The 25735-nt window shown below is 52.0% G+C and carries 32 protein-coding genes and 1 tRNA gene; 19 read left to right on the top strand and 14 right to left on the bottom strand.

Annotation, left to right across the window (positions count from 1 at the left end):
- Positions 1–138: 138 nt before the first annotated feature.
- Together EKM86_RS00710 and EKM86_RS00705 are read right to left on the bottom strand one after the other, a co-directional pair.
- Entirely contained in the window at positions 139–600 is a 462-nt protein-coding gene (locus tag EKM86_RS00710) for an ASCH domain-containing protein (protein WP_125754592.1), read from the bottom strand.
- Between the two features lie 57 nt (positions 601–657).
- A complete protein-coding gene (locus EKM86_RS00705; protein ID WP_125754591.1) occupies positions 658–1023 on the bottom strand; it encodes a hypothetical protein in 366 nt (121 codons plus the stop codon).
- Positions 1024–1181: 158 nt separating this feature from the next.
- Between EKM86_RS00705 and recJ the strand changes: the two genes are divergently transcribed.
- The 4 genes from recJ (at position 1182) to EKM86_RS00685 (ending at position 4924) form a co-directional block, all read left to right on the top strand.
- Positions 1182–3458, top strand: coding sequence for a single-stranded-DNA-specific exonuclease RecJ (recJ, locus tag EKM86_RS00700; protein ID WP_125754590.1), 2277 nt, complete (start codon positions 1182–1184; stop codon positions 3456–3458).
- Between the two features lie 13 nt (positions 3459–3471).
- Complete coding sequence (locus EKM86_RS00695; RefSeq protein WP_125754589.1) at positions 3472–3999, top strand: adenine phosphoribosyltransferase; 528 nt, start codon at positions 3472–3474, stop codon at positions 3997–3999.
- 96 nt (positions 4000–4095) lie between these two features.
- On the top strand, positions 4096–4608 hold the full coding sequence (gene ybaK, locus EKM86_RS00690; RefSeq protein ID WP_125754588.1) for a Cys-tRNA(Pro) deacylase: 513 nt from the start codon (positions 4096–4098) through the stop codon (positions 4606–4608).
- Between the two features lies 1 nt (position 4609).
- The gene (locus tag EKM86_RS00685; RefSeq protein ID WP_125754587.1) at positions 4610–4924 is read left to right on the top strand and encodes a DUF960 domain-containing protein; all 315 of its coding nucleotides are present in this window, start codon (positions 4610–4612) and stop codon (positions 4922–4924) included.
- 134 nt (positions 4925–5058) lie between these two features.
- On the opposite strand, the gene EKM86_RS00680 is transcribed toward EKM86_RS00685, so the two are convergent.
- Positions 5059–5469, bottom strand: coding sequence for a hypothetical protein (locus EKM86_RS00680; RefSeq protein WP_125754586.1), 411 nt, complete (start codon positions 5467–5469; stop codon positions 5059–5061).
- Between the two features lie 215 nt (positions 5470–5684).
- Between EKM86_RS00680 and EKM86_RS00675 the strand changes: the two genes are divergently transcribed.
- Positions 5685–5912 carry a hypothetical protein gene (locus EKM86_RS00675; protein WP_125754585.1) on the top strand — a complete coding sequence of 76 codons (228 nt, stop codon included), beginning with the start codon at positions 5685–5687 and terminating at the stop codon, positions 5910–5912.
- 400 nt (positions 5913–6312) lie between these two features.
- Here the strand turns inward: EKM86_RS00675 and EKM86_RS00670 are convergent, their stop codons facing one another.
- The 9 genes from EKM86_RS00670 to EKM86_RS00630 all read right to left on the bottom strand — a co-directional run bounded on the left by EKM86_RS00670 (position 6313) and on the right by EKM86_RS00630 (position 13188).
- A complete protein-coding gene (locus EKM86_RS00670) occupies positions 6313–6627 on the bottom strand; it encodes a hypothetical protein (RefSeq protein WP_125754584.1) in 315 nt (104 codons plus the stop codon).
- On the bottom strand, positions 6620–7015 hold the full coding sequence (locus EKM86_RS00665) for a hypothetical protein (RefSeq protein ID WP_125754583.1): 396 nt from the start codon (positions 7013–7015) through the stop codon (positions 6620–6622). Before EKM86_RS00665 ends, EKM86_RS00670 begins: the two co-directional genes overlap by 8 nt.
- Positions 7015–7731, bottom strand: a complete 717-nt coding sequence (locus EKM86_RS00660) for a DUF4417 domain-containing protein (protein ID WP_125754582.1) — start codon at positions 7729–7731, stop codon at positions 7015–7017. Before EKM86_RS00660 ends, EKM86_RS00665 begins: the two co-directional genes overlap by 1 nt.
- A gap of 98 nt (positions 7732–7829) precedes the next feature.
- Entirely contained in the window at positions 7830–8420 is a 591-nt protein-coding gene (locus tag EKM86_RS00655) for an ImmA/IrrE family metallo-endopeptidase (protein WP_125754581.1), read from the bottom strand.
- Positions 8421–8425: 5 nt separating this feature from the next.
- The gene (locus EKM86_RS00650) at positions 8426–8749 is read right to left on the bottom strand and encodes a helix-turn-helix domain-containing protein (RefSeq protein ID WP_125754580.1); all 324 of its coding nucleotides are present in this window, start codon (positions 8747–8749) and stop codon (positions 8426–8428) included.
- A 146-nt stretch (positions 8750–8895) separates the two neighbouring features.
- The gene (locus EKM86_RS00645) at positions 8896–11712 is read right to left on the bottom strand and encodes a DNA methyltransferase (RefSeq protein WP_125754579.1); all 2817 of its coding nucleotides are present in this window, start codon (positions 11710–11712) and stop codon (positions 8896–8898) included.
- A 180-nt stretch (positions 11713–11892) separates the two neighbouring features.
- Positions 11893–12213: a helix-turn-helix transcriptional regulator gene (locus tag EKM86_RS00640; protein WP_021354119.1), complete on the bottom strand. Its 321-nt coding sequence runs from the start codon at positions 12211–12213 to the stop codon at positions 11893–11895.
- Positions 12210–12581 (bottom strand): type II toxin-antitoxin system RelE/ParE family toxin, encoded by a 372-nt coding sequence (locus EKM86_RS00635; protein WP_125754578.1) that lies wholly within the window; start codon positions 12579–12581, stop codon positions 12210–12212. The genes EKM86_RS00640 and EKM86_RS00635 overlap by 4 nt, the downstream gene beginning before the upstream one ends.
- 88 nt (positions 12582–12669) lie before the next feature.
- Positions 12670–13188, bottom strand: a complete 519-nt coding sequence (locus tag EKM86_RS00630) for a helix-turn-helix domain-containing protein (RefSeq protein WP_125754577.1) — start codon at positions 13186–13188, stop codon at positions 12670–12672.
- A 192-nt stretch (positions 13189–13380) separates the two neighbouring features.
- Between EKM86_RS00630 and EKM86_RS00625 the strand changes: the two genes are divergently transcribed.
- The 3 genes from EKM86_RS00625 to EKM86_RS00615 all read left to right on the top strand — a co-directional run bounded on the left by EKM86_RS00625 (position 13381) and on the right by EKM86_RS00615 (position 16238).
- Entirely contained in the window at positions 13381–13581 is a 201-nt protein-coding gene (locus EKM86_RS00625) for a DUF3173 family protein (RefSeq protein ID WP_125754576.1), read from the top strand.
- Positions 13582–13794: 213 nt separating this feature from the next.
- On the top strand, positions 13795–15027 hold the full coding sequence (locus tag EKM86_RS00620) for a replication initiation factor domain-containing protein (protein WP_125754575.1): 1233 nt from the start codon (positions 13795–13797) through the stop codon (positions 15025–15027).
- Between the two features lie 92 nt (positions 15028–15119).
- A complete protein-coding gene (locus EKM86_RS00615) occupies positions 15120–16238 on the top strand; it encodes a tyrosine-type recombinase/integrase (RefSeq protein WP_164506098.1) in 1119 nt (372 codons plus the stop codon).
- 180 nt (positions 16239–16418) lie between these two features.
- Here the strand turns inward: EKM86_RS00615 and EKM86_RS00610 are convergent.
- Positions 16419–16506: transfer RNA gene (locus EKM86_RS00610), tRNA-Ser, on the bottom strand.
- A gap of 132 nt (positions 16507–16638) precedes the next feature.
- Here EKM86_RS00610 and EKM86_RS00605 point away from each other — a divergent pair.
- The 11 genes from EKM86_RS00605 (at position 16639) to EKM86_RS00560 (ending at position 24280) form a co-directional block, all read left to right on the top strand.
- Complete coding sequence (locus tag EKM86_RS00605; protein ID WP_125754573.1) at positions 16639–17013, top strand: hypothetical protein; 375 nt, start codon at positions 16639–16641, stop codon at positions 17011–17013.
- Positions 17014–17022: 9 nt separating this feature from the next.
- A complete protein-coding gene (locus EKM86_RS12245; RefSeq protein WP_164506097.1) occupies positions 17023–17181 on the top strand; it encodes a hypothetical protein in 159 nt (52 codons plus the stop codon).
- A gap of 11 nt (positions 17182–17192) precedes the next feature.
- Positions 17193–17579: a DUF1093 domain-containing protein gene (locus tag EKM86_RS00600; protein ID WP_125754572.1), complete on the top strand. Its 387-nt coding sequence runs from the start codon at positions 17193–17195 to the stop codon at positions 17577–17579.
- A gap of 100 nt (positions 17580–17679) precedes the next feature.
- Complete coding sequence (locus tag EKM86_RS00595) at positions 17680–18291, top strand: DNA-3-methyladenine glycosylase (protein ID WP_125754571.1); 612 nt, start codon at positions 17680–17682, stop codon at positions 18289–18291.
- Positions 18288–18782: a DUF3013 family protein gene (locus EKM86_RS00590; RefSeq protein ID WP_125754570.1), complete on the top strand. Its 495-nt coding sequence runs from the start codon at positions 18288–18290 to the stop codon at positions 18780–18782. The genes EKM86_RS00595 and EKM86_RS00590 overlap by 4 nt, the downstream gene beginning before the upstream one ends.
- A 9-nt stretch (positions 18783–18791) precedes the next feature.
- Positions 18792–19748: a 50S ribosomal protein L11 methyltransferase gene (prmA, locus tag EKM86_RS00585; RefSeq protein WP_125754569.1), complete on the top strand. Its 957-nt coding sequence runs from the start codon at positions 18792–18794 to the stop codon at positions 19746–19748.
- The gene (locus tag EKM86_RS00580) at positions 19745–20488 is read left to right on the top strand and encodes an RsmE family RNA methyltransferase (protein WP_125754568.1); all 744 of its coding nucleotides are present in this window, start codon (positions 19745–19747) and stop codon (positions 20486–20488) included. Before prmA ends, EKM86_RS00580 begins: the two co-directional genes overlap by 4 nt.
- Positions 20481–20804 carry a hypothetical protein gene (locus EKM86_RS00575; protein WP_125754567.1) on the top strand — a complete coding sequence of 108 codons (324 nt, stop codon included), beginning with the start codon at positions 20481–20483 and terminating at the stop codon, positions 20802–20804. Before EKM86_RS00580 ends, EKM86_RS00575 begins: the two co-directional genes overlap by 8 nt.
- Positions 20805–20931: 127 nt before the next feature.
- Positions 20932–23157, top strand: coding sequence for a RelA/SpoT family protein (locus EKM86_RS00570; RefSeq protein WP_125754566.1), 2226 nt, complete (start codon positions 20932–20934; stop codon positions 23155–23157).
- Positions 23158–23205: 48 nt separating this feature from the next.
- Positions 23206–23661: a D-aminoacyl-tRNA deacylase gene (gene dtd, locus EKM86_RS00565; RefSeq protein WP_125754565.1), complete on the top strand. Its 456-nt coding sequence runs from the start codon at positions 23206–23208 to the stop codon at positions 23659–23661.
- Complete coding sequence (locus EKM86_RS00560) at positions 23651–24280, top strand: HAD family hydrolase (protein WP_125754564.1); 630 nt, start codon at positions 23651–23653, stop codon at positions 24278–24280. The genes dtd and EKM86_RS00560 overlap by 11 nt, the downstream gene beginning before the upstream one ends.
- Positions 24281–24354: 74 nt before the next feature.
- On the opposite strand, the gene EKM86_RS00555 is transcribed toward EKM86_RS00560, so the two are convergent.
- Positions 24355–25680: an N-acetylmuramoyl-L-alanine amidase gene (locus EKM86_RS00555; RefSeq protein ID WP_125754563.1), complete on the bottom strand. Its 1326-nt coding sequence runs from the start codon at positions 25678–25680 to the stop codon at positions 24355–24357.
- Positions 25681–25735 lie beyond the last annotated feature (55 nt).

Below are 25735 nucleotides of genomic sequence, written 5' to 3'. Positions count from 1 at the left end.
TAGTATACCTGTATTTTTTTGAGATTTCGAGTAGGTGTATTTGGTGTACTCAAAATCAAGTTCTGTTTCATATAAAAGGACCAGGACCGGCAAATTTTGCAACGCTTGTCGGTTCTGGTCCTTTACGTCTGGGGTGGCTCAGTGCGAGTAGATCACATGAAACGATTCCAGCACCACCATCGACCGCGCCGGGTCAAAGGTCAGGCCGGCTTCCTGATAGTCTTTGGTGAAAAAGGGCAAGTGCACTTTCCGCCAGTATGCTAGGCTGCGATCGCCTTCGCCTTCGCGAAAGGCGTGCGTTTCATCCACGCTGGCAAAGGAGCGGATCTCGACATGATCCGTGGCAATCAGGGCCACGGGTTCGCCGCGGCTGTTTTGGATAATGTCGAAATTGCCTGCTTGCGGCAGGGGCTCGTGTGCCTGCGCGTAAATTTCGAAGCCGCTGCTGGTCGCAGTTTTCGTCCCTGCAAGCACAAGCGCAGCCAGGTCGTCTTGTTCTTCTTGACTGCCGCCCATGGTGTAGGCGCTGGTCAGCATAGTGCCAGCCGGAATGACGCCGGCTTCAATCGCGCGCTGGAAAAATTGGTCGTTTTCATTCATTGCTGACTCCCTAAAAAAAGCGCCTGCCAACGCTGGCAGACGCTGAATCGTTGAACTTTAGAAGGTTTCCTTGTCGGCTTTTGACAGCGTCTCGGTCGGCATGGTGAGCCCCATGTGATCGGCAAGGGTGCGCTTAGCATCGTCGCGGTTCTTGATCTTGTCCATGTTCCAGATAATGTTCTCGATCTCACCGCCAGCAAAGTCAAATTCCTCGCTGTAGATGTAGCCTTCCTCGGTCTTGCCTTCGCGGGCTTTGGTCAAGGCAGCTGCGAGGGAACGCGAATAGTCGATATCCATCAACCGTGGGAGCTCCTTAGGGGTGACAAATCCCTGATCGTTCATCGCTTTTTCAGCGGTTGCGACATCCTCATCGGGGATGTCGACCACGATCTTCGTTGCCTTTTTTACTGTGTCTTCTGCCATAATGTTTCTCTCCATTTCGTTTCAGTCGCTGATCGAAGTTGGGCTGAGATTCTTATAACAATGTCATTATACCACGCTTTCATCGGCGGCTTCCATAATCTCGAGGGCAGGGGCGGCGAAAGTCTGATATACTATTGCGGTTAGAAAGGAAGACGACGATGGCACATTACCTTTGGCAGGAAGCCGCACAACCCAGTTCGGACCAGATCCAGCAGGTGGCAGAAGCACTGAGCGTCCCGCCATTTTTGGCGCGGCTGTTGATCCAGCGCGGCATCACCAATCAGGCCGCCTATGAGGCCTTCTGCACCCCGGATCTGAGCCGCTTGCACGATCCCTTTGCGCTCCATGACATGCAAAAGGCGGTCGATCGCATCAAGTTGGCGATCACCCGGCAGGAAAAAATCACCATCTACGGGGATTATGATGTGGACGGCCTGACCGCGACCTCGATCATGAAGGACACGCTGGAAAACTCGCTGGGGGCCGATAACGTCGAGACTTTCATTCCTGACCGCTTCACCGACGGTTACGGACCAAATCAGGCTGTTTACGACTATTTGCGCAAAAATGGGACCGAACTGGTGGTCACTGTGGACAATGGGGTCGGCGGCGCGGCCGTCATTGATCAGGCGATGGCCGCGGGCATGGATGTGGTCGTGACGGATCACCACGAACTGCCCAAGGTGCTGCCCAAGGCCGTGGCGGTGGTTCACCCGCGTCATCCGGATGGCCACTACCCGTTCAATGATCTTTCAGGCGCCGGGGTCGCGTTCAAAGTGGCCAGTGCTTTGCTCGGGGAGCCGGCGACCGACTGCCTTGACTTGGCGGCCTTGGGAACCGTTGCCGATATTGTCAGCATGACCGGTGAAAACCGGCTGATCGTGCAGATGGGCCTGCAGCTGATCCATCAGCAGCAGCGCCCGGGTATCAACGCCCTGATTAAAGTTGCGGACCTGGACCCGGCCAAGGTCGACGAGACCGCGATTGGCTTTGGCATCGGCCCGCGGCTCAATGCCTTGGGCCGGCTAGGCGACGCCAATCCCGGGGTCACACTGCTGACCACTTTTGATGACGATGAGGCCGAAAAACTCGCCGAAAACGTCAATACGCTTAACCAGAAGCGGCAAGCCTTGGTCGCCAAAATTGTTCAAGAGGCGATGGCCATCGCCGAAAGCCCTGAGAACCAAGCGCAAAAGACCTTGATCATCGCCCATGCCGGCTGGCACGAAGGGGTGCTGGGCATCGTCGCGTCCCACATTGTGGAGGCCACCGGGAAACCAACGTTGGTGCTCAATATCGCCAAGGACGGTCAAACCGCGAAAGGCTCGGGGCGGTCCGTGCCCGCCTATAACCTGTTTAAGGCACTGGATGCCGCGCGCGACGAGATGACTCACTTCGGTGGGCACGCGATGGCAGCTGGGCTCACGGTGCCGGTGGCCAACATTCCGGCGCTGCACGCCGCGATGGAGCAGGCCGCAGCAGTTGAACTGAAAGGGGCCGAGAAGCCGCCACTGACGATCAGCGGCCGGCTGACAGCAGCCGATATCAGCCTTGATCATTATCACCTCATGCGCAAGCTGGCACCGTTTGGCCCGGGCAACGAGGAGCCGACCTTTGCCTATGTACCGCAACAGGTGGGCGACATTCAGCAAATGGGCAAAACCAACGCGCATCTGCGGTTCACCGCGGATGGCCAGAAAGTGGTCGCGTTTAACCGCGGGGCGGACGCGCCTGCCTTGGCCGCGGCCAGTCAGGTCAAGCTGGCGCTGCGGATGGATGAGAACACCTGGCAGAACCGGACGAGCTTGCAGCTGCGGCTGGTGGACTGGGAGCTCAAGCAGCCGAATGTCATCGATATGCGGCTGCCTCAGGCCAGCGCGGAGCAATTCCGCGGCGCGTACAACTACGTGTTTTTCGACGCCAAGCGCAAACAGGCAATGACGTCTGCCTTCATGTTCGGTGGGCCGGTGGTGATGGCCGACGCGGTGACAAACCCGCTGGCCAATGCCGTGCTGGTTGATTTGCCGCCTGATGAGGCGAGCTTGCGCAAGCTGTTAGCGCATATCGCGCTGCCGGTCCGCGTGGTTTTCACTGCCCCGGCCGCGGAACTGGTGGCCGTCCCGAACCGGCAGGAATTTGGCAGTGTGCTGCATTTTCTGGCCGCTCATCCCGGCTTTGATAAGCACCAGCTGGGCTTTGCGGCCAAGCAGGTGCACCTGACGATCCGGCAAGTGATTTTAGCCGTGCAGGTGTTTTTTGAGTTGGGATTTGTTAGAATAGATGGGTCCCAAATTACCGTCACCGCGCATCCGGAGAAAAAGGCCCTGCAGGAAAGCAGCGCCTACCAGCGGCAGAGCGCTTTTCTGCAGCTGGCGCACCGGCTGCAAACAGCCGCGCGGCCCGCGCTTGAAGATTGGCTGACGGCACAGAAATGAGGAAAACGCATCAATGACGATCAACTATAAAGATTACATCGCAAGCGTGCCTGACTTCCCGGAGCCGGGCATCATCTACCGTGACATCTCACCGCTGATGGCGGATGGCAAGGCCTATGCTGCCGCGACTGACGAACTGGTCGCCTACGCCAAGGATAAGCAGGTGGAAATGGTCGTGGGTCCTGAGGCCCGGGGCTTCATCGTCGGCTGTCCAGTGGCCTACAAACTCGGGGTCGGCTTTGCCCCGGCTCGCAAAAAGGGCAAGCTGCCGCGGCCAACGGTCAGCGCCTCGTACGACCTGGAGTACGGCAGCGAGACTTTGTACCTGCATAAGGACGCAGTGAAGCCCGGCCAGCGGGTGCTGGTCGTGGACGACCTGCTTGCCACTGGCGGCACGATTTCTGCCACCATCGCCTTGGTGGAAAAGCTGGGCGGCATTGTCGTCGGCACGGCCTTCATCGTTGAGCTTGAAGACCTGCACGGCCGCGACAAGTTGAAGGGGTATGACATGATGACCCTGACGACCTACAAAGGGGCATAACTTGACGAAAGGGTGCGAGCAATCGTGCTCTTTTTTCGATGGGCGATTACTTTTATTGCCCGGCTTAAATCGTTACAATGGAACCGGAGGCAGGCCATGAGTAAGAAGAAAAAAGACGACAAGACGCTGGTCGAGAAAATGCTGGACAAGCAAAACGTCGCGTACACCCAATACGAATTTCCGACTCACGAAGCCGGGGATGTGGCGCAGCTGAGTGTCGATCACCTGGCTGTGCCTGAGCATCGCATCTACAAGACCTTGGCGCTGACCGGAAACAAAACGGGGCCGCTGGTCGCGGTGGTGCCGCTGGACATGCACGTTGACTACAAGAAGTTAGCCAAGGCGTCTGGCAACAAGAAGGTCGGCATGGTGCCACTCAAGGACCTGGTCAAAACCACCGGTTATGAGCACGGCGCCAACACCCCAATCGGCATTCACGCGCGGCACAACTATCCGATTTTCATCGGTGAAGAGGCGCTGAAGGAGCCGGAAATCATCGTCAGCTCGGGAAAAATCGGCCGGTCTGTGGGCATTGCGCCTAAGGCCTTAGCCAAAGTGGTTGACGCGACTTTTGCCGCGATCACCAGCCCTGAGGAACAGGAGGAATAACATGTTTTCAGCCAATCACAGTCGCTTTGCCACCTATGGCGTTATTGCCAAGCTGCCTGGTGAGATCATCGATTCAATTTGGATGATCATCGATCAGGACTTGACAGGCGTCGTGCCGCTGGGCAACTTGCTGCGGTTCGATTTGCTTAACACGAAAGGCAAGCTGACCGTGGCGTTTTCGGAGAAAAACAGTGACACGCAGGTCGCGATCGACCTGCCGTTTGACTACGATGCCAGCTTTCCGGAAACCGTGATGGCCTACGACGATGGCGAAAATCAGACTATCCTGCTGCCCGAGGAAGGCCATCAGCATTAATTGCCAGTGGCCAGATCTGACGAAAAAGCGCCCAGCCTTTTTGGCTGGACGCTTTTCGCGCTGACGGCGGCTTTTGGGGAACGCCGCAGCAGGGTTTTTGTACGGGTTTTTAGTCCGGGGTTTTAGTGCGGGGTTTAGAAAGCAGGCACATTAATTTCTTCAAATGCGGTGTTGATCTGTTTGCGGGCCGCTTGCTGCTGCGCCAGCGCAGTGGAGAATTGGCTGTGATCGACGTGATCCGGTTGAATTGCGTCAAGCATTTCGATCACCGCTTCACGAATTCCTTTCAGCCCGTTGACTAATAATTGGTTGAACCGTTCGTACCCTGAAGGGGCAGGCACGGCAGCGCACTGATCGACGAAGCGGTCGAAGCGGATGATATTCTTGGTGAAGTAAAGGTGCACGCGCTCAAAGCTTTCGCTGGCAAGGCAGTTGCCCTTTTCGATGTTGTGGCAAGTGTGTGCGTATTCCTTGAAAACGGTTTCAAAAACGAGTAAACGTTCAAGTTCTTGATTGACGCACTGAACATAGTCTTTGGTTTGCATGGTGATGCCCCCTTAGCTTGCGAATTAACTTACAAGTAAGATGTTATCACTCAAAAAACTAATAATCAATATAATTACGTACCTATAATAAAAAAATACCCGTTATTATTTGAATAAGTTAACTAGTTGTTCTTGATTGGCCTGCACGCGGTCGGCCGAACTGCGGCGCCGTGGCCGGACCAGGTTGGGTATAATGCTTTAAGGAGGGGATACTGATGACCGAAAAAGAATTACGTGCCTTGATTGCCGATGCCGCGGATACGGTGGTTTCAGACCAGTTTACCGAAACCCAGATTCAAACACGGCTCGCGCAGTGGCAAAAAGCCGCCCCAACCGCGAGTCTGGCTGAGGCGACGACTTATATTTTGGCGGAAAACCGCGCCTATACTGAAGAGCTGTTGGCCCAGGTGCTGGCAAAGTTGACCATCACGTCACCTCGTTGATCAGTGGCTGGGATGAATCGGGCAACAACGCGTTGACTTACCGAGTTGGTTGCATGATTTTAGTGGCAAGGCGCACATCACCGGGAAATTATTCGATTACAAAAAAATTGACAGATATAAAAAAAGCAACCAAGAAGGCTGCCAAACGTTGATATATCAATGTTTTCTCAGGAGAGTACAGGATTTGAACCTGCGCGCCGGTGTGAACCGGTTCGACGGATTTCGAGTTGTAATCTGACGGCTTGAATGACGTCGAATTGCTGATTTAACAGCATTCTTAGTGCGATTGAAACGGTTGAAATCGGTCGAATTTGGATGAAGTGGTACTGAATTGGCACGCAAATATACTTGGTTGGTCGTCACTGGTTGGCGGCCTTTTTTAGTTGGCCCGCTTCACCGGCTAGTAATTCCAGAAGCGAATATTGTCCCACTGTTCCAATATCGTTTTGCCATCCAAGAAGGGTAATTTCAAAAACTCATCCACTGTTTTGGCCGTGAAGCTCATCGGGTATTGGAAATCTTTGTGGTCCGGCCAACCACCATCTTCATAGTACGGATATGGATCAGCGATGAGCATGCCGTCGGTGTACATTTCGATAAGGTAATCGTGATTTTTGTAGGTAAAGTACAACACTTGATTCTCATCTAGAAAGTCAAGAAATAAATCCTTCGACAGATCGTCAACCCAATCACGCGGTTCATCAGCTTTATTCATCTCGATACTCCTTCCAGATTCGTCTCACCTTGTTGATATACATTTGATCTGAACGCGTCAACTTGATTTGGAATTTTTTATGGTGACTAGTGACATCACCTTCGTGTACGTGTGGTATTTGTCCCATATGTTTGTGGTCCAAATCTATCTGGCGTCGAATACCACCATCTTTTGCGTAAAATACAATCGATTTCAATTTTTCATTCGCAGCCACCGTCACATATACCCGATTTTCAAATGCTGACATGGTCTCGATTGGAATCCTAGCATTTCGAGACAGCGTCGATTTTACAAATTTGATGTTATCGACTGCCAATATTGTTGAAAATTCATTGCCATACTGAACGCCCTTAGCAGAAATTCCACTTGATGCACCGCGCCCTCCCATTAGACTGCCTCCTTTTGTTCGATAGGCAAGTCGAATAATGAAAGTTGACCTGGCAAGGAGCGGACCTTAGCGGCTCGTTTCGCCTTCACACCCTCATGCTCGACCACAATGATGCTAGCGTACTTATACATTTCAGGATATGGCGTACAATAACAAATGACGGTACTTGGCTTGATTCGTCTGCACATTTCTCGAAACCCATCAACGAAGTCGGAGTGGGAGTGAGCAGTTCCAATCGTCGAGACTGCAACAACGCTACCTTGCTCGACTCCTGAAAAACAAAATTTATAACTGTCAGACTTGCCCCATGCGATTGTGGGGATGACTCTTATGCCTTGTTCCTGCCAATATGCACCAACCGCACGATTAAGGACTACCCCGTACCATTGCTCATCCATAGTCATATCCGCATAGCAACTAACATCAGGAGAAAGAGTCTGCTTGTACTGTCTGATCCGATCGGTGTACCTCCAAGGGCGTTTGCATACGCACTCGAATTTGCTATCGTGCAAAAAGTACCCAACCGTTTTTTGCTGTGGAGACCGGACATCAAGACTGCGCAAGTTTTGAAAACCTAAATACTGAAAATTTGAAAGGTCGACTGCTTGCTTTTGAATCATTGGAACTTGCAGGTAGTCTTTCTGATAGATTATTGCCAGTTCACCGTTTATCACCTTGCAACTTGGCTGCCTACGAAAAAAATCTTCTGTTTGCATTAAATATCCTCCTGTTTGAATTTGAAAGGCAACTCAAAGCGGGAGTATGATATACTTAGCTTGCTGAGGGCTCGTTGTATATCATACGCGGGCTTTTTCTATGCACTTTCATGAAAACTGTGGTTCAATAGAAGACCCGCTTCATAAACTGCCAGAATACGCTTCTCATATTCTGTATAGTTTGGGCCGGAAAACCGAAGCCACTTGTTGTATGAATCAATGTGGTAGTATGCCATGTCAAGGCTCACATCGAACTCGTTTGCTAAATCGATATAGTCCTCAACTGTTGTCTTGTGAATGATACAAGGTGGTGCTAAAACAAAACTTGCAAGGAAGTTTGCTTCGGATTCTTCTACTTCATTGCCATCCATATGATCAGCAGAAATATGACCAATCTCATGCATAATCGTGAATCGAATTCGTTCTTCACTCATTGCGGCATTGTAATAAATTCTCCATTCTGATCTACCATCTATTGTGAACAGACCTGAGAACCCATCCTCACTCGCATCAAAGCACCGTTTAGCTGCTTTCTCGGGTAAGGACTGATACGCAATTACCTTAATGTCTAACTTATCTGCAACTGCGAATACGTCAAATGGATACTCAGAAATGTCTGCGTCTTCGATAATATCCGCGCCAATTTCTTTAAGTTCTTCATATCTTGAATTTGGAAGCCGTACTCCCATGATGATCACTCCTCCTCAGACAGCAACGCATTGATGAGCTCTCTTTTTTTTGCCATAGATAAGCTCTTGCTGTTGCGCGCAATCAATCGCTTGAGTTGAGGGTACTCATCGTCGTCATTATTTGTGTTTTGCTGTCCAATCAACTCATCAACTGTGGTTCGTAATGCCGTCGCAAGATTTGAAAGAACCTCAATCTTAGGCTCTCGAGTACCATTGATGTACCGTGACATGGTTGTGTCCGTTACGCCGATCATTGTAGCTAACTCTTTCTGGGATAAATTTAGCGCATTGGCGTAGGTAAGTATGTTCTCGCCTAGTTTTGTGCTCATTGTGAATTCCTCCTCTTCAAGTACAAACCAAATAATAACACGCCCAAACCAAAATGGCAACTTATTACCATTTTGGTTTGGGCGTGCGTTTTGTGGTGGAGTAACATTTATTTGAGTTTGCTCGAACAATTATCGTGGAACAGTTATTACTTTTTTATCGGGCTTTTATCACTACTAAATATAGTCTGGTACAACTCAACCAGCTTGGCCACTCGATCTTCTTCCGATGGGTCCGATAATCCATAAATGGAATCAACGAACTTATCATTTCTCATGTGTGCTTTTCTCAAAGTAGCAGGCATGATAACAGGATCGTAGAGAGAGGCCAAACTTGTCTCGTTTGAACTATTCTCATCACGAGCAGCTAAGATAAGCTGTGCGTATCTGTCCAGATATCCTCGTTCATGAGCATTAAGTGGCGGTATTGGAAACGTATTATAAACCAACGTGTTCGAATACCGAAAATCACTCTTTAATCTTCCTCCAACCATCCGAAGCCACGCTGTATGCATTTTGGATTCCAGCAACGCAAATATTGCTAGACTAGCATTGGGTAGTTGAAAAGTGGCATCTGCCATGATGACGTTGCCTGTAAAATAACCCATGGGAACATACTCTCTTTGTATTGAAGAAACACGGGGAATTGCCATAAGTGGCCCAAGGTCAACTCTGTCTTCATCAAATTGAGCCGGGTAGTTTGACAAAGCTATTGTGCTTTTTTTAGAGCTTTTCTTCCGAAACTCTCTAATTCGTTCCAGCCTAGATTTAATTAGTGGAGTCGCAAGAACCGAGAGAGGTGCACCTTTGAGGTACAGAATTCGCCGCGGTGTGTTGTGCAAAAAATCCTTAGCACCGTAGTAGTCAAAAATATAGCGAGAGCTATCCGCACACACTTGAGTAAGTTGTTGTTCTTCTTCCTGAGTTATAATAAAATTTCCATCATCAGTGGGTGAACTACCTTTCGTCATCTCTGGGAGACCAGATAGCTGAATCCTACTAGCCTCGATGATTGTTTGAGGAAGGTTGAGCAGATACTGATTAATGTGTGGAACTATTTTCTCGACTGGATCCGAATTGATAGATTCATAAGTGAACAGATGTGAATCATCTACTGTTGACTTCCTAAATCCGATGATAACAACATGCACCGCAGCACCATTGTTATCCCATTTGAAAGTTTGATGAGCAAAATTGATGTTAATTCCTTGTGCGAATAATGCTTTCCACAAGATTGTGGCTTGTTCGCCTTGACTAATTGAATTTGTCGCAACCAATGCTGCTTGAATATTAGGGTTAGCTTGCATTGCTGATGCGGACTTAATAAACCAGCCACTTGCAAAATCAAGCTTTTTGTACCCTTTAATAGATTTAGTTGCGACTTCGTGTGACTTTTTCTGATCAGCTGACTCAAGAGTATAGCCGAGGAACGGAGGATTACCAAAAATAAAGTCCAACTCATTAGGGTAGAGTGGCTTCATGTGAAGCTCTATACCTTTTTGTGAGAATACTTCAAACCAATCATTGGTTAAAGAATCGGCCCTAATGATGTTGGCACCGGCATGAAGCGGTATGCGGCGTACTAGTTCTCCAAAAAGTTCACTCGCTTCAACATTCATGAGATGATCCATCAACCACATTCCAACTCTGGCAATAGAAACGGCGTAAGCTTGAATTTCAATACCATAAAACTGGCTTACTTCGACTTTTATGTTCGTTGTGACAAAGTCAAATGATAGCTGCATACCACCTTGAACCTGATCCTTGATTAGTGCGTCAAGAATTTCATGTTCAAGTCGTCTTAGTTCACGGTATGCAACGATTAGAAAGTTACCTGATCCACAGGCTGGATCCAAGAACTTTAGGTCGAGAATTTTTGAGTGTAGCCGATTCAATGCCTTAGTTCGTGCGCCACCCGCGTTAGATGTGTGGCGGGCTACATCAAACTCATGTCGGAGATCGTCCATGAACAATGAGTCGATAACCTTAAGAATATTCTTCTCCGAGGTAAAGTGTGCGCCTAGGTCATGTCGTTTCTCTGGATCCAATGCACCCTCAAACATTGAGCCAAAGATAACAGGGCTAATAACTGACCAGTCTTGATGCGAGGCATCAATCAGCGATTGACGAACATCTGCGTTAAATGTAAGTCCTAAATCAGTTGTGAATTTAGCAATGTCTAACGCAAACAAACCACCATTGATGTATCCAAACTCACGCTTCTGGCCAATCCAATCGTGGTCACTAGTATTAAGCTGGCGGAATAATACCGTCAACTTCGATAGCAAATCGCTACCGTCTTCGGCTGTGTTCTCTAAAAATTCCTGAAAGACACCGTTACGTTCAAAGATGCTGGTATCGTCAGCAAAGAGGCAGAAAACAATTCGAGTCATCAGCAGACTAGCCGCGTTAGGCTGAACTCCAACATCCAAGATATGCCTGTAGATTGTTGAGATTTTACCAGCGGCTTTTGCATTGACGACAGCTTGGTCTTCTTGCAGCTTCTGTTCATAGCCAAGCAGGAATGAGAACTCATCAATGTCTTTGACAAAGTCTTGCAGTGTCGTCGTCCAAACATCCTTTGTCGCTGGATCACGTAAATAAAAGTGTTCAAAATCACACGCCAAAATGTACTTGGGCTTGTTCGCATCGTCGAGCGCGTATGCATAGTGGGCTGCTTGTTCGTATCCAGCATTAGGATTGTCGACAATCTTCACGCCTTGAGATTCCATTTCAATAATCAGCAGTTTTGGTAGTAGCGAGTCAATCCGCTTATCGTGTCCGTCAATTTTTACTCGCCATTCATATCCAGCACGACTAACGGAACGTGAGATTCCAAAAACCTCATAAAAATCGGCCATAAATTCACGATCATGCTGCCGTTCGGTCACATGTCCCTGTTCCACTAAGGGAAGCCAGTTCTTTTGAAACGTTAGTGCCCGCTGTAATAATGCATTCTTTTCCATTTTCCATACCCCAATACTCTGGTTTGATGTTGCTGATGAACTGTCTGCGCAAAAAAACCAGCGAATGCTCAAGATGGTTTTACCATCTCTCCTAATCCCTGGCCTCAAGCGTCTGCCAAACAGGGACGCCGTAATCGTAAGTTTATGACGTTGGTGCCGTCAATCAAATTAAACTAGATTTTATGCCATGCTCGCTGGGCCAATCGTCAGGTTGAGCGGACGACCCAGCGCATTGGCAAGCTTGGTTAACGTATCGATGGAAGTGTTGTTACCATTTTCAATACGAACGATTGTTGTCTTAGGAACACCGGACTTGTCCGCCAGCTTCTGTTGGGATAAACCAGCTTCCTCGCGCGCTTCGAGCAGCGCCATTGCACTTGCCATTTTGTTTTTTTCTTCATTGTAGACTTCACGGTACGAGGAATCTTTCATCATTTCCGCGAAGTAGGCGTCGAGATCACCGGTGTGTTCCATCGTGAATTCGTGCATGTCTTTACTCATTTGTCGTCTTCCTCCTTGTAGGTTTGATAAAACTCAGCTCGTAGGTCGATTGCATGATCAATTTCTCGCTGTGGCGTCTTGTTTGTCTTCTTCGAGAAGCCGTGGGTGATGACATAATCACTGCCAGATACGTGAAAATACAAACCGCGCTGATAGGTTTTTCCTTGCCGCGAACGCAACTCATATAAATTGGTTGTGAGTTTCTTGACCAGCAACCGTTGAGCTGCTTCTTGTAAGCCGAGTTCTTCCGTAGTATGGATGGCTAACTGTAATTTTGCTCGTTCCTTGAGGGGCAGCGAGTCAAGAAATTCAATGAATTCCATGTGGCCGTTCGGCCGCTTGTAAGGTCTAAACTTTGGCTTTTCCATAATTAGATTGTACCATATATTGAACCGATTAACAAATATGTGACCGTGTTATAGCAAATCAGATTATATACTGGAAATCTCAAGAGTGCTATTTTTGACTGTCGATGATCGATTCACGAGTTTCCTTTTCCATCTTGTCGAGGTACTCGGTCACATAGCGCCGATCAAGTAAGTGCGCGACTTCACGGAAATGATCATTGGTCCACATGTACATCTGGATGATTTGATCCAAAGTTGCACGTTCCAGTTTCTTATCTCCGGATTTTCGGGCAATTTCTGCTTCCGCAAACATCTTTTGAACCATTTCGACGTGATCGACCAAACCGTTAACAGAATGGTCTTGGTGTTCAAGTTTCTCTGACTGCCAGCTGCGCCAGTCGGCATCGTTGAGATACAAGTCGTTAGGCGTCACTTGCAACGCCTCACACAGCTGCATAATCGCTTTGGCAGACGGTGCCGAAATTGCCCGCTCAAACTTAGACACGCTTTGCTCAATGCTACCCATTGCATCAGCAAGGTCTTTTTGCGTCATGCCGCGTTCCATACGAATACGCTTAATATTTCTAGCGAGCTTCTTGTCGATACCTTCTTCACTTTTTCCGAACATGAGTTGATTTCTCCTTTTTGTAGCCTTACTTGAAGCTTAATGAAACCCATTGAAAGTGTCAAGGAATAATTAAACGAAACCTGTTTGTAACTTACCCAAAAAGGTTGATAAGTTTCTTCGAGGATGGTATGATACAACCATAGCAGATTATAAACCCATACCTGTTAAATTCAAACCAAAAGAGGTGATTATATGTTAGTCGATAAGAACATGCTCATGCAGCTAGGATTTTCCGGTTACAAAGCCGGACAGATTATCCATCAATGCAAGCTGAACCTGGTTGCAGACGGTCATTGCTTCTATGCAAACCGCAAGTGCGGCCAAGTCCCACTCCACGCCATCGTCAGTCTGTTAGGCTTCAATCCATTTGAAGATCTGGCAATGGTCACGTAACACCACGCCGCCGCGCGCGGCGTGCAGCGCGAAAGCCGCTAGCGCTAGCGGCGGCGGTCGGCGTTAGCCGGCCGCCCAAGCCCCCGTATTCTAACAGGGGGGCACAAAATGACAACAACAATCCGAAACGAGGCAGAAAACACAAGCGATTCACCGCTACGCACGGCAATCGGCTGTTCGCAGACGGCGAACTCAGAGCACACGAGGTGAGCAATGGACAAAACAATGATGAATGGCCGTGATCATACTGGACACGGCTGGTTGGTGGAATTTCGCCAACAGATGACTGATGCCGGTATCAGTCAAACGCAACTTGCGGCGCAATTAGGCATGACGCGCTCCTATGTCAATCGGCTGTTAAATGGGCGCGCTGCACTGACAGAAGAAATGCAACGACGCCTAGGCCACGCGCTCCTTGGCCTGACCAATCGTGATTCGATGTTTATCTTAGTCGATTACGTGCGGGTGCGGTTCAATACGCAAGACGCCGAGTATGTGTTCAAGAAGCTGTTTCCAATGAACAGGGACTTCTTCTCCTTAACTGAAAAGGCATTTTATGGGTTCGACTACACGATTCAGCGTGGCGATATTTCAATCATGAGTACCCGCGTGGGCGGCCCGAATGCCTATCTGGGAACAATGATTGAGATGCACGGCTCTGGTTGCCGTCAACTAGAGGCGGTACTTGTCCGAGATGGGCTGACTTGGTTCGACTTTTTTCAGGCCTGCGATGACCTAACTGGGATCTACAAACGGGTTGACTTCGCCATCAATGATACCGTCGGGATTATCGACATTCCCCACCTGATTCAAAAAGTCGAAAAAGAAGAACTAGTGAGCTTGTTCAAGAGTAAAGGCGCAATCGAAACCATTAAGAAAGGCCGCGTCGGAAAAACCGTTCAATTCGGTTCACCGCAAAGTTTGGTGCAAATGATTGGCTATCAAAAGGACATCGAGCAATATTTCAAAAACAAAATCGACTATCCAGAGGATTCTCCAATCCTCAACCGGTTTGAAGTCCGACTTCGCGACCAGCGTGCTCAAAAAGCCATGAAGGAACTGCTGGCCTGCAAAGACGCCGAAACGGTCGTCTTCGGGATCATCAACCATTACTTGCGGGTCGTAACGCCACAAGGCTCAAAGAAATTAGCCGATTGTCCACTAGATCCAGACTGGCAAACTTTTATCGGCGATAACCGTAATCGCTTGAAACTAGCAATGCGGCCAGAACCAATCACGATGGACAGCGTGCTGAACTGGCTAACCAAGCAAGTCGCGCCCAGTCTGAAAATGGTTCAGCAAGTCGATTCACTCAATGGTACTGACATGATCGCGGATATGATTAACGAGGCTGAATTATCGCCGCAACAGAAGACGTTACTCAAGGAGGTATTTGAACAAGAGCAACATGAAGACGAAAAAAAACAAAGCAACGAATGGACGTGATTGCACGCACCCGATACTTTGCCCTAGACAAGCCAAGTATATCATGGTCAACGACCAAAGCAAGCGTGCCTTCAATTATTTGGAGGTATGAAATGAGCATTACCCAAGCACCTAATGGCACCTATGTTGTCAGTGTCTCGTTTGGCACTGATCCCGTCACCGGCAGGCGCCGCCGCAAAAAGAAACAAGGCATTCATTCAATGGCGGCTGCCCGCGAAGTTGAAAAGGAGATGATGCGCACTAGCGTCGACCGACTGTTCAATCAAGAAACAGTCACCTTCGACGAGTTATTCGAGCGGTACGTGAACCGCGTTAAGATCCATATTAAGCCGTCCTACTTGCAGTCACAACGCGCCGTGTACAAGCGCTATATCCAGACATTCTTCGTCAATGCCGATATTAAGCGCCTGACTAGCGAGCATATACGCGACTTTCAAGAATGGCTCACCGAAGAACGCGATTTGAGCAACAACACCAACAACAAGACCTTGATTGAGTTGAAGCTGATTCTCGACGTTGCCGTTGAGGAGAAAGTGATTGTCGAAAATCCTTGTATTGGCGTAAAGAAGCTCAAAATCGAACGCAAGAAAATGGAATTCTACACGCCTGATGAATTTCACGCGTTTACCGAGCTGATTCACCTGCCAGAGGAATTCGACTGGTATGTGTTGTTCTCACTACTGTTCTTCTCTGGCCTGCGGGTCGGCGAACTTTGCGCGCTAGACTGGTCGGATCTCGACTTCAAACGCAAAGAGCTGACTGTCAGCAAATCTGTGTTCCGACGCGGCGGCGTGGATATCATTACGCCACCAAAGTCTAAGGCCAGCAACCGCCGCATCAGCCTCAACCAAGGCATGATCGCCTTGCTTCTGCAATGGCGTGAACAGCAACAGGAACTGTTTAAGCACGACTTAGCCCTTGACTGGAGCGAAGATACGCCGATGTTCCAAGCAACGCTGATACGCCGCAACAAGCACACGATCCGCATGCGCTACAAACGTATCTGCAAGCGTGATCCCACGATGAAGCAGATTCGGATTCACGATTTCCGGCACTCACACGTCGCCTTGCTGATCGATCAAGAAACAGAGTACACGATCATAAAGGAACGACTGGGGCATGCCAGCATCGTCACAACGATTGACACTTACGGGCATCTTTTCCCCAACAAGCAACGCGAAACAGCTGATGCCCTCGATAAATTCTTCTAAGAGAAAGGTTTGAGCACATGAAATTCCGAACACGTTTGCCGCCAAGAACGGCGGTCTGATTTTTCGAACTGGTACTGCACTGGTACTGGAAGGCCGATTTCGACCCAAACAAGCGTTTGAAAGCAACAAAAAACCGCAACCCCGAAAGGTCGCGGAACGCTGATATATCAACGTTTATGAAGGAGAGTACGAGATTCGAACTCGTGCGCCGGTATTAGCCGGTTCGACGGATTTCGAGTCCGTTGCATTACCACTCTGCCAACTCTCCATGTGGTAAACTTATTTCAGAACGATATTCAGTATAGCAAATGTTTAGTTTTTTGCAAATAGGCCGGCACGGAATTTGTGATTTGCCGCGTGGCCCGTATACTGAACGTATTCTACTAAGGATTGGTCAAACATGAAACCTTCTGTCATTAAGCTAATCGGGCTGTACAGTCTGCTGTATGCCGGCTTTTCAATCTTGGTGTTGTTATGGGCGGGGCTGGTCGCCATGCGCTCGGGCTTCAGTTTTCCGGCGGTGGGCCGGCTCATGATGCTCTGGGAGCCGCGCTGGTGGTGGCTGAGCGTGATCGGCGTGATCCTGCACGTGCTGGCATACTTAAAGGCTCTGCGGCGCCCGCGCTTGATGCTGGGCAATCTGCTCTGTATTTGGGCCTTTGTGGCGTACGTCTTAGTGCCGAACTACAGCTTATACCTGGTCGTTCTGCAGCTCATCGGCGTGTTCGTCATCATGACCTACCACAAGCCGGCGCCGGTGCCGACCGAGGATTAGGAGGAACCCATGACCCTGTTTAAGAAAAAGAAACCTGACACACCCGAGCTGCCCCAGTCCTATGATTTTGCCAAGATGGTGCGGGACGCCCGCGAAAAAGAACCCACCCGGTTTGCCAAGCTCCAATCCGCGTTTGACCACCTTAAAAAAACACGTCCCAAGCAGTAGGAGGCCTCATCATGAAAAAAATCATCGGTATAATTGCGGTCATCTTCATCGTGGTCGTTGGCGTTTTCGGTTACAACTACTGGCGCACCACCTATCAAACTACGCCGGCCTACGCAAAAGTGACCGCGGTCACAAAGAAAAAGGCGACCGAAAACGGCAAAGACTACAAGGTCAACGGCCAGCAGTACTACTACTATGATTACGCGCTGACATGGGTCACCGAAAATGGCGACACTCGCCAGCTCGGCTACGAAACCAAGCAGGCACCTGATGGCCCGATGCCGTTTGCGCAAGGCCAGTACATCACTGCCAAAATTTCGCAAAAACGCGTGGTCGAAGGGCCGAGTCTGATCAGTGCGGACAAGCTGCCCACGGCGGCGAAACAAAAGCTTAACTAGCCAAAATGCCGATCAACGATGATCGGCATTTTTCATGGCAATACCGGCTTTTGTGGGCTGTCCTTTTCCTGATGGAAAGAGTGGTTTAAGATAAACAAGTATGAGAAAAAATCTGGATGAATGGCTCACGCACACCGCCACGCCGGTCGCCGCTAAGGCGCTCTTGGGCGCGGTCTTGCGAGTCGGCGAGTGTGCGGGCCTAATTGTTGAAACTGAAGCGTATCTGGGGCAGACCGACCGCGCGGCGCATGCCTTTGGCGGCCGCCGCACCAAAACTAATGCGGCGCTGTATGGGCCTGCTGGGACAATCTACGTTTACCAAATGCGGCAGTACTGTCTGCTCAACGTGGTGACGCAGCCGGCTGGGGTTCCGCAGGGAATTTTGATTCGCGCGGTTCAGCCGACCAGCGGCCAAACCGTGATGGCAGCGCGGCGAGGGCGCAGCGGGCCGGCCATGACCTCCGGCCCGGGCAAGCTTTGTCAGGCCTTCGCCATCACGCTGGCCGACAACAATCGCCCAGTCAACCAAGGGCGAGTGGGTCTTGAGCTGGCAGTCCAGCGCCCGGCGCAGATCATCAGCGCACCGCGCATCGGGGTCCCGAATAAGGGTGAGGCAACGGCCGCTCGGTTAAGATTTTTCGTCGCTGGCAACGCGTGTGTTTCGGATATGAAAAAAAGTCAGATCGATCCTAATGGAGGATGGCAAAGATGAAAACTCAGAATATGCTGGATTATATCGGCGACAAAATGGACGCCGTTGATTTTGACGGTGACCTGGATCTGAACTGGGACAAAGAAGCCCGAGTCTTTGAAGTCGAACTGACCATGACGGTTGAAGCCGCCAAGGGCTACGAGGTCGAAGATCAGGACGGGCAAACCATCGACGATGGGGAGATCGACTACTCGGATGCGATCCTGTTTTACGATGCCACCAGGCTGAACGGGGATGACTACAAAGACAATTACCTCGCGGTGTTCGGCTTCCAAGGCAAGCAAGGCATCGCGAAGGCGACGGTGGACGCCGTGTTCGCCTACCTGCAGGAAGTGCTAGATGACGGCCAGTCGGACCTGATGGACTTTGTTGATGGCACTTCTGATGCAGACACTTTTGAACTGCACTTTGACGAGGCCAAGTACCAGACGGCTTACGCCAAGCAGCCAGAAGCTTCGCGCCATGAGTATCTGCCGTACCCGCAGTATTAGGAGGGGCCCATGGATCAGTGGTTTGAAATCGCAATTGAAACCAGCAGCGAGGCCGTCGACGCGGTGGCCAACTTTTTGATGGAACAAGGCGCCGGCGGCATTCAAATCGAAGACGCGGCTGACTTTCAAGGCGGCTGGACGCAAAGTGCTGACGGGGTCTGGCTTGACCCAGACAGCATTCCCCACCGTCAAAGTGGGGCGAAGGTGAGCGGCTATTTTAGCGGCCACCAAAATCCGGCTGAACTCGTCGCCACCTTGCAGGCCAAAGTGGCACAGCTGCCAAGTTTTGGCTTGGCGAAAGGACCCGGAACGGTGGCGGCCCATCCGCTGGCTCAGGCAGACTGGGCCAATGAGTGGAAGAAGTATTACCATCCGCTTCGCATTACCCGCTTTTTGACCATTGTGCCGGCGTGGCTGGCCTACCGTCCGCAGCAGGCCGGCGAGCTGGTGATGCGCTTGGACCCCGACATGGCCTTCGGGACCGGCAGCCATCCGACTACCGCGTTGATGCTGCGGCTGCTTGAGGCGCACGTGCGCGGCGGTGAAACCATGATCGATGTCGGCACTGGTTCCGGGATTTTAGCGCTCGGCGCGCGGCTGCTGGGGGTTCAGGAAGTGCTGGCGACTGATGTCGATGACACCGCCGTCGAAAACGCCAAGGCCAACCTGGCGCTGAATGACATTGATGGCATTGAGGTGATTGCCAATGATCTTTTGACAGGCATCACCCGGCCAGTCGACCTGATTGCGGCCAATATTTTGGCCAATGTGTTGACGCCGCTGATTCCGCAGGTGCCAGCAGTGCTGAAGCCGCACGGGCGGCTCTTGCTGTCCGGCATCTATTACAATAAGGCCGATGCCATCACCGCCGCCCTTGAAGACAACGGGCTGAAGGTGCTTGAACAAGTCCGGCAAGGCGACTGGGTCGCGCTGGTGGCGGGGCATGCTGCGGAGGAGAAGGAATGAATCGCTTTTTCACCAGCCAGACACTGCAAGCAAACCGCGCAGTCGCCCTTGAAGCGAGCATCCAAAAACACGCCATTTCGGTTCTGCGCCTGCGCGAAGGCGATCAGATCGAGCTGGTCGGCCCAGACGCACAGCCGTACCTCGCGACCATCTTGAGTTCGGCGCCGTTGCACGTGCAAATTGATACCCCAATCGCGCGGCCGACCGAGCTGCCGGTGCAGGTGCGCCTGATCTGCGGCGTACCCAAGGGCGACAAGGCGGACTTGATCGTGCAAAAAGCGACGGAGCTTGGCGCTGCTACCATCAGTTTTTTCAACAGCCAGTGGGCGACGGCTAAATGGGCGCCAAACCGCGTGGCCAAAAAGCTCAGCCGGCTTCAGGCCATTGCGCAAGGGGCCGCCGAGCAGTCGCATCGGTGTGTTGTCCCCGCCGTTGATGTGGTAACATTGAACGAAATGACAAAGCTTCAGGCTGACGCCAAGCTGATCGCCTACGAGGAAAGTGCCAAGGCCGGCGAAACTGCGGGTTTAGTCAAGGCCATCGCCACCCGTCCGCACACCTTGATCGCGGTGTTTGGGCCGGAAGGTGGGCTCAGCCCCGCGGAGGTTTCGACGCTTCAAGACGCAGGCTTTTTGCCAGTTGGCCTGGGTCCGCGGATTCTGCGAACCGAAACTGCGCCATTATATCTGCTCAGCGCCGTATCCGTGCTCAGCGAATTGCAGGGAGAGAAGAATGAGTAAAGTCAAAGCCTGGTTGAGGACGCCTTCAGCCATGATAATTTTGCTAAGCGTGCTGGTCACGTTGATTCTGCCATGGGGGTTCACCTTGCTTCATGTGCACGTGGCGGTCCGCATCCTGGTGTTGTGGATCCTTGTGAATATGAGCCTGGCCCTGTGGTTCGGCCGGCTGATGAGCAAAAACCACCTGCACTGGTGGCTTAGCTTGGTGCTGCCGGTCCTGTTTGCGCTGATGGTCCTGGTGCGGTTTGCCAATTACGGCTACTGGTTTGTGCCGGTGTACTGGCTGCTGACCATGCTGGCCTGGACCCGCGACTAGTTTTTTTCTGTAAAGTCGGTATAATCAATCTTAAGAAACTCTGCAAAAGCACGTTTCAGGCGTGCTTTTTTGGTCACTGCGAGCGGCTGCTGACACGCTCCGGCTGCACGCGAGAAAGGGGACTATTATGGCAGAAGAACCAGAGCTGACCCAAGATGAGGTCATGGCGCTGTGTGCCAAGTACATGAACGACGAGCACCTCGCCTTTGTGAAAAAAGCTTATGATTTTGCCGCGTATGTGCACAAGGATCAAAAGCGCAAATCGGGCGAGCCTTACATCATTCACCCGATTCAGGTTGCTGGGATCCTGGCAAACCTGAAAATGGACCCCATTACCGTGGCCTCTGGGTACTTGCATGACGTGGTTGAGGACACCAACATCACGCTGGGCGACATTCAAGAAATGTTCGGCAAGGAGACGGCGGTCATTGTCGACGGGCTGACCAAGCTTAGCAAGGTCACGTACGTTGCCCACAAGGATGAGCTGGCGGAGAATCACCGCAAAATGCTGCTGGCGATGGCCAAGGACATGCGTGTCATTTTGGTCAAGCTCGCCGATCGCCTGCACAACATGCGAACGCTCATGCACCTGCGGCCGGATAAGCAGCGCCGGATCGCCAACGAGACGCTGGAAATCTACGCGCCGCTGGCCGACCGCTTAGGGATCAGCACAATCAAATGGGAGCTCGAGGACCTGTCCCTGCGCTATCTCAACCCGCAGCAGTATTACCGCATCGCCCAGCTGATGAAGTCTAAGCGTACGGAGCGCGAGGAATACATCGAAAAGGCGATTGTTGACATTAAAAAGGCGCTGGCGGATCTCAACATTCAGTACGAGATTTACGGCCGGCCCAAGCACATCTACTCCATTTACAAGAAAATGCGGGACAAGCACAAGCAGTTCGACGAGCTTTACGACCTGCTGGCGGTGCGCGTGATCACGCAAAACATTAAGGACTGTTACGCCGTCCTTGGCGTCATTCACACCCAGTGGAAGCCGATGCCTGGGCGGTTCAAGGATTACATTGCCATGCCTAAAGCCAATGGCTACCAGAGCCTGCACACCACCGTGATCGGGCCGATGGGCAAGCCGCTGGAAGTGCAGATCCGCACGGAAGAAATGCACCATGTCGCCGAGTTCGGGGTCGCGGCCCACTGGGCATACAAGGAAGGCCAAACCTCCGAGGTTCAGTACGACAAGGCCGGCAAGCAGATCGACATGTTCCGTGAGATTCTGGAGATTCAGGACGAGACCAACGATGCTCATGACTTCATGGACAGCGTCAAAGGGGATATTTTCACCGACCGCGTCTATGTCTTCACGCCGCAAGGGGATGTCTATGAGCTGCCAAAAGGGTCCGTGCCGCTTGATTTTGCCTACATGGTGCACACGGAAGTCGGCAATCACAGCGTCGGGGCGAAAATCAACGGCAAGATTGTCCCGCTGAACTACCAGCTCAAAAACGGTGACATTGTCGAGATGCTGACCAACAGCAGCTCCAAGCCGAGCCGCGACTGGGTCAACATTGCCTTCACCTCGCGGGCGCGCAACAAGATCCGCCGCTACTTCAAACAGGCGGACAAGGGGGAAAACTCCGAAAAAGGGCGCGAGGAACTGGAGCGCACACTCACCGAAATGGGCTTTTCGCCAAAGGACTTCATGGGCCAAAAAGGCGATATGGTCGACCTGCTCAAGCGCCTGAACTTCACGACCGAAGCCGAGCTGCTGTCGGCGATTGGCTACGGTGAGTATTCCGCCAAGGTCATTGCCAACCGCCTGACCGAACGCGTGCGCCGCGAAAAGGCGGATGCTGACAAGAAGGCCAAAGAGGACGCGATCCTGGCGAATAACCAGAAGGTCACGACCATGTCCAAGGAGAAAAAGCCGACGTCGCGCACCGAGGAAGGCGTCGTCATTGAAGGGGTCGACAATCTGCTGGTGCACTTGGCGAAATGCTGCAGCCCGGTGCCTGGCGATCCCATCGTCGGCTACGTGACCAAGGGGCGCGGCGTCACGATTCACCGCGCCGACTGCCCGAATGTCGACAGCTCGCCGGCAATGGCCGGCCGGCTGATCGACGTGCGCTGGCAGAACCTGAACGACCAGAGTCAGCTGTTTGACACGGAGCTGGAGATTTATGGGTACAACCGCAATGGCCTGCTCAATGAAGTCCTGCAGACGCTGAACTCGCAGACCAAGAATCTGACGAACGTCAACGGGCGTGTCGACCACGATAAAATGGCGGACATTCACGTCACCGTTGGGATCCCGAATTTGGCCGCACTTGAGCACATGATGGATGCGATCAAGAACATTCCGGACATTTACGAAGTCAAGCGGGCTCAAGGCTGAGTCCGGTGGCAGGCGAATCAACGCCTGCTTTTTTTGAGGAGGAAGCTTATGAAAGCAGTAGTGCAGCGGGTCAGCCGCGCCAGCGTCAGCATCAACGGCCAAGTGCACGGCGAGATTGGGCAGGGCTTTTTGATCCTGCTGGGCGTCGGCCCGGCGGACAGCGAAGCCGACGTGGCCTATCTGGTCAATAAGATCAGCAAGCTACGGGTTTTCAGCGATGACCAAGGCAAAATGAACCTGGCGCTGGCCGCCGTGAATGGGGCGGCGCTGGTGGTTTCACAGTTCACGCTTTACGCCGACACGCGCAAGGGCAATCGGCCCAGCTTCACCGGCGCGGCCGACCCAGTCCTGGGCAAGCGGCTGTATGAGGCCTTTTTGTCCAAGTTCGCGCAAACCGGTTGCCCGGTTGCCCACGGCGAATTCGGTGCGGATATGCAAGTGAGCCTGACCAATGACGGTCCGGTCACAATTATTTTTGATACGGAGGAACAACATGCTGGTTAATGCGATTTGGGATCTTGATGGCACCCTGTTTGACACGTACCCGGAAATGCTCGCGGCACTGGTCAAAACCTTGCACCACTACGGCCAGGCCAACGTCGATGAGGAACAGTTGCTTAAAACGGTCAAACGGGGTTCCATCACCGAGACGTTGACACAATTGGCGCCTCAGCTGGACACGCCGCCTGAGCGCGTGCTGAGTCATTTTCATACTTTGGAGCGGCAGCAGGTGATGATCGCCCAGCCCTATCCCGAAGTGCCAGGCGTGCTTCGCGCAATTCACAACGCTGGCGGGATCAACTTGCTGATGACGCATCGGGACCATTCCGCCTGGGCGCTGCTGCGGCAGGCGGGATTGAAGGACCTATTTTTAGACGGAGTCACCTCGGATCTCGGCCTGCCGCGCAAACCCGCGCCTGATGCGGTCTTGCATCTGGTGCACGCCCACCAGCTGAACCCCGAGCGCACCGCGATGATCGGCGACCGCAAGCTGGACGTGATTGCGGGGCAAAACGCCGGGGTCCTTGGCGTTTACTTCAACGTCGATGGTCTGAACGATGCGCCAATGGCCGACGTGCAGGTGAATCACTTAACTGAGCTGCTGCCCTTGTTTAACGCCTAGGCGCGCTTTCAGACAAAAAAGTAGCGGGTGGCGAAAAATTTCGTCACCCGCTACTTTTTGTTTGAGCTGGTTGGTTACTGATGATTGCCAGCTTTGAAGTAGGCGGTCAGGCCCTTGACCACGTCGCTTGCGACCTGCTGCTGGTAGGCCGAAGAGGAGATGTGGGCGAAGTCCTTGTCGGAATTGATATAGCCCATTTCCAGCAGCACGGCCGGCTGGGTGTTGTTGCGAATGACCTCGTAGTTGCCAAACTGCACGCCGCGGTTAGTCATACTCAGATTGGTATCGAAGGCATGGTTGAGGGCCTTGGCCAGCTGCATGTCTTTTTTCGCGTTGTAATAGTAGGTGGTGAAACCGGAAGCCTCGTTCGCGTTGGCACTGGAGTCGAAGTGAACGGAGATGAACGCATCCGCGTGGTCCTTTTCCGCGACGACCGGGCGGGGCGCCAGATCGACGAAGGTGTCGGAAGAGCGGGTGAAGACGACGTTTGCGCCTTGCGCTCTTAGTGCGGCGCCAATCGCCTCAGCGGTTTGAAGCGTGTACGTCTTTTCGTACTTACCGCTGGTCGATTCGGCCCCGGAATCGCTGCCGCCGTGCCCTGGATCCAGCACGATGGTGGCCTCAGCCAGGTTGGTGGCCGCCTTGGCAGCTTTGGTGCCGGGAACGGTGACGGTCCAAGCAGCCAGGTAGCCGGTCTTGCCATCCGCAGTTTGCACTTTGTACCACTCACTGGACTGGTCCAGCACCGTGACGGTCGTGTTTTTCGGCAGCTGGGTCACCACTGGCGCGTTGAGGCCGGCGGCGGAGCGCAGGTTGACGGCCAGGTTGGTGGTCACCTTGATGGCGCTGACCGTTTGCGCGGCTTTCTGGCTCTGCGGCTGGGTTTGCTCCGGGGACGCGAGGGTCACGGTTTTGCCGGTCAGCGAAATGGTGCTGGTGCTGACCCAGGCGGCGGTATTGTGGTACGCGATTTGCGTCCAGTTGCCTTCCTGATAAATCACATCCAGGGTGTCACCAGCCGCGGCGGTGCCGAGAACCTTGGCACTGGTTGACGCGTACTGGCGAATGTTGGCACCAGAGGTAACCGTCGCCGTGCGGGCACTGGTGGTCGTCGCCTCATTTTGGTCGACGAGCCAAGAGGCAACCCAGCCGATTTTATTGCCGGCCAAGCGCACCTGATCCCATGAGTTTTCCTGTTTGATGACGGTCAGCTTGGTGCCTCGCTGCACTTGACCCATCAAGCCGTATGACATGCCTGGCCCTAGGCGCACGTTGAGCACGGTCGCCCGCACCGTGATCGAGCTGCTTTCTGCCAGCACCGTGGTGGTGGCGGCAGAGACGCCGATCAACAGCGCGACGGCAATGGCCAGCGGCCAGCGCTTTAGCTGCTTGATTTTCACATTTTCATCCCCTACATAAATCGCTACTAGGGTGATTATACCAAATCTAATCGTC

It is taken from the genome of Lacticaseibacillus hegangensis (assembly GCF_003946465.1).
GTDB classification, from domain to species: Bacteria; Bacillota; Bacilli; order Lactobacillales; family Lactobacillaceae; genus Lacticaseibacillus; species Lacticaseibacillus hegangensis.
The sequence above is the reverse complement of the archived record's forward strand: the minus strand, read 5'-3'. Positions and strand labels throughout refer to the sequence as shown.

Bases quoted from the DNA above. Each gene is read 5' to 3' on its own strand.
- EKM86_RS00675 (WP_125754585.1), top strand. From the start codon at position 5,685: ATGACCGAAAAAGAATTACGTGCCTTGATTGCCGATGCCGCGGATACG.
- EKM86_RS00695 (WP_125754589.1), top strand. From the start codon at position 3,472: ATGACGATCAACTATAAAGATTACATCGCAAGCGTGCCTGACTTCCCG.
- EKM86_RS00710 (WP_125754592.1), bottom strand. From the start codon at position 600: ATGAATGAAAACGACCAATTTTTCCAGCGCGCGATTGAAGCCGGCGTC.
- EKM86_RS00660 (WP_125754582.1), bottom strand. From the start codon at position 7,731: ATGCAAACAGAAGATTTTTTTCGTAGGCAGCCAAGTTGCAAGGTGATA.
- EKM86_RS00630 (WP_125754577.1), bottom strand. From the start codon at position 13,188: ATGTTCGGAAAAAGTGAAGAAGGTATCGACAAGAAGCTCGCTAGAAAT.
- EKM86_RS12245 (WP_164506097.1), top strand. From the start codon at position 17,023: ATGACCCTGTTTAAGAAAAAGAAACCTGACACACCCGAGCTGCCCCAG.
- dtd (WP_125754565.1), top strand. From the start codon at position 23,206: ATGAAAGCAGTAGTGCAGCGGGTCAGCCGCGCCAGCGTCAGCATCAAC.
- EKM86_RS00570 (WP_125754566.1), top strand. From the start codon at position 20,932: ATGGCAGAAGAACCAGAGCTGACCCAAGATGAGGTCATGGCGCTGTGT.
- EKM86_RS00635 (WP_125754578.1), bottom strand. From the start codon at position 12,581: ATGGAAAAGCCAAAGTTTAGACCTTACAAGCGGCCGAACGGCCACATG.
- prmA (WP_125754569.1), top strand. From the start codon at position 18,792: ATGGATCAGTGGTTTGAAATCGCAATTGAAACCAGCAGCGAGGCCGTC.
- EKM86_RS00670 (WP_125754584.1), bottom strand. From the start codon at position 6,627: ATGAATAAAGCTGATGAACCGCGTGATTGGGTTGACGATCTGTCGAAG.
- recJ (WP_125754590.1), top strand. From the start codon at position 1,182: ATGGCACATTACCTTTGGCAGGAAGCCGCACAACCCAGTTCGGACCAG.
- EKM86_RS00655 (WP_125754581.1), bottom strand. From the start codon at position 8,420: ATGGGAGTACGGCTTCCAAATTCAAGATATGAAGAACTTAAAGAAATT.
- EKM86_RS00615 (WP_164506098.1), top strand. From the start codon at position 15,120: ATGAGCATTACCCAAGCACCTAATGGCACCTATGTTGTCAGTGTCTCG.
- EKM86_RS00625 (WP_125754576.1), top strand. From the start codon at position 13,381: ATGTTAGTCGATAAGAACATGCTCATGCAGCTAGGATTTTCCGGTTAC.
- EKM86_RS00560 (WP_125754564.1), top strand. From the start codon at position 23,651: ATGCTGGTTAATGCGATTTGGGATCTTGATGGCACCCTGTTTGACACG.
- EKM86_RS00620 (WP_125754575.1), top strand. From the start codon at position 13,795: ATGGACAAAACAATGATGAATGGCCGTGATCATACTGGACACGGCTGG.
- EKM86_RS00605 (WP_125754573.1), top strand. From the start codon at position 16,639: ATGAAACCTTCTGTCATTAAGCTAATCGGGCTGTACAGTCTGCTGTAT.
- EKM86_RS00705 (WP_125754591.1), bottom strand. From the start codon at position 1,023: ATGGCAGAAGACACAGTAAAAAAGGCAACGAAGATCGTGGTCGACATC.
- EKM86_RS00650 (WP_125754580.1), bottom strand. From the start codon at position 8,749: ATGAGCACAAAACTAGGCGAGAACATACTTACCTACGCCAATGCGCTA.
- EKM86_RS00640 (WP_021354119.1), bottom strand. From the start codon at position 12,213: ATGAGTAAAGACATGCACGAATTCACGATGGAACACACCGGTGATCTC.
- EKM86_RS00595 (WP_125754571.1), top strand. From the start codon at position 17,680: ATGAGAAAAAATCTGGATGAATGGCTCACGCACACCGCCACGCCGGTC.
- EKM86_RS00665 (WP_125754583.1), bottom strand. From the start codon at position 7,015: ATGGGAGGGCGCGGTGCATCAAGTGGAATTTCTGCTAAGGGCGTTCAG.
- EKM86_RS00575 (WP_125754567.1), top strand. From the start codon at position 20,481: ATGAGTAAAGTCAAAGCCTGGTTGAGGACGCCTTCAGCCATGATAATT.
- EKM86_RS00685 (WP_125754587.1), top strand. From the start codon at position 4,610: ATGTTTTCAGCCAATCACAGTCGCTTTGCCACCTATGGCGTTATTGCC.
- EKM86_RS00680 (WP_125754586.1), bottom strand. From the start codon at position 5,469: ATGCAAACCAAAGACTATGTTCAGTGCGTCAATCAAGAACTTGAACGT.
- EKM86_RS00590 (WP_125754570.1), top strand. From the start codon at position 18,288: ATGAAAACTCAGAATATGCTGGATTATATCGGCGACAAAATGGACGCC.
- EKM86_RS00580 (WP_125754568.1), top strand. From the start codon at position 19,745: ATGAATCGCTTTTTCACCAGCCAGACACTGCAAGCAAACCGCGCAGTC.
- EKM86_RS00600 (WP_125754572.1), top strand. From the start codon at position 17,193: ATGAAAAAAATCATCGGTATAATTGCGGTCATCTTCATCGTGGTCGTT.
- EKM86_RS00645 (WP_125754579.1), bottom strand. From the start codon at position 11,712: ATGGAAAAGAATGCATTATTACAGCGGGCACTAACGTTTCAAAAGAAC.
- ybaK (WP_125754588.1), top strand. From the start codon at position 4,096: ATGAGTAAGAAGAAAAAAGACGACAAGACGCTGGTCGAGAAAATGCTG.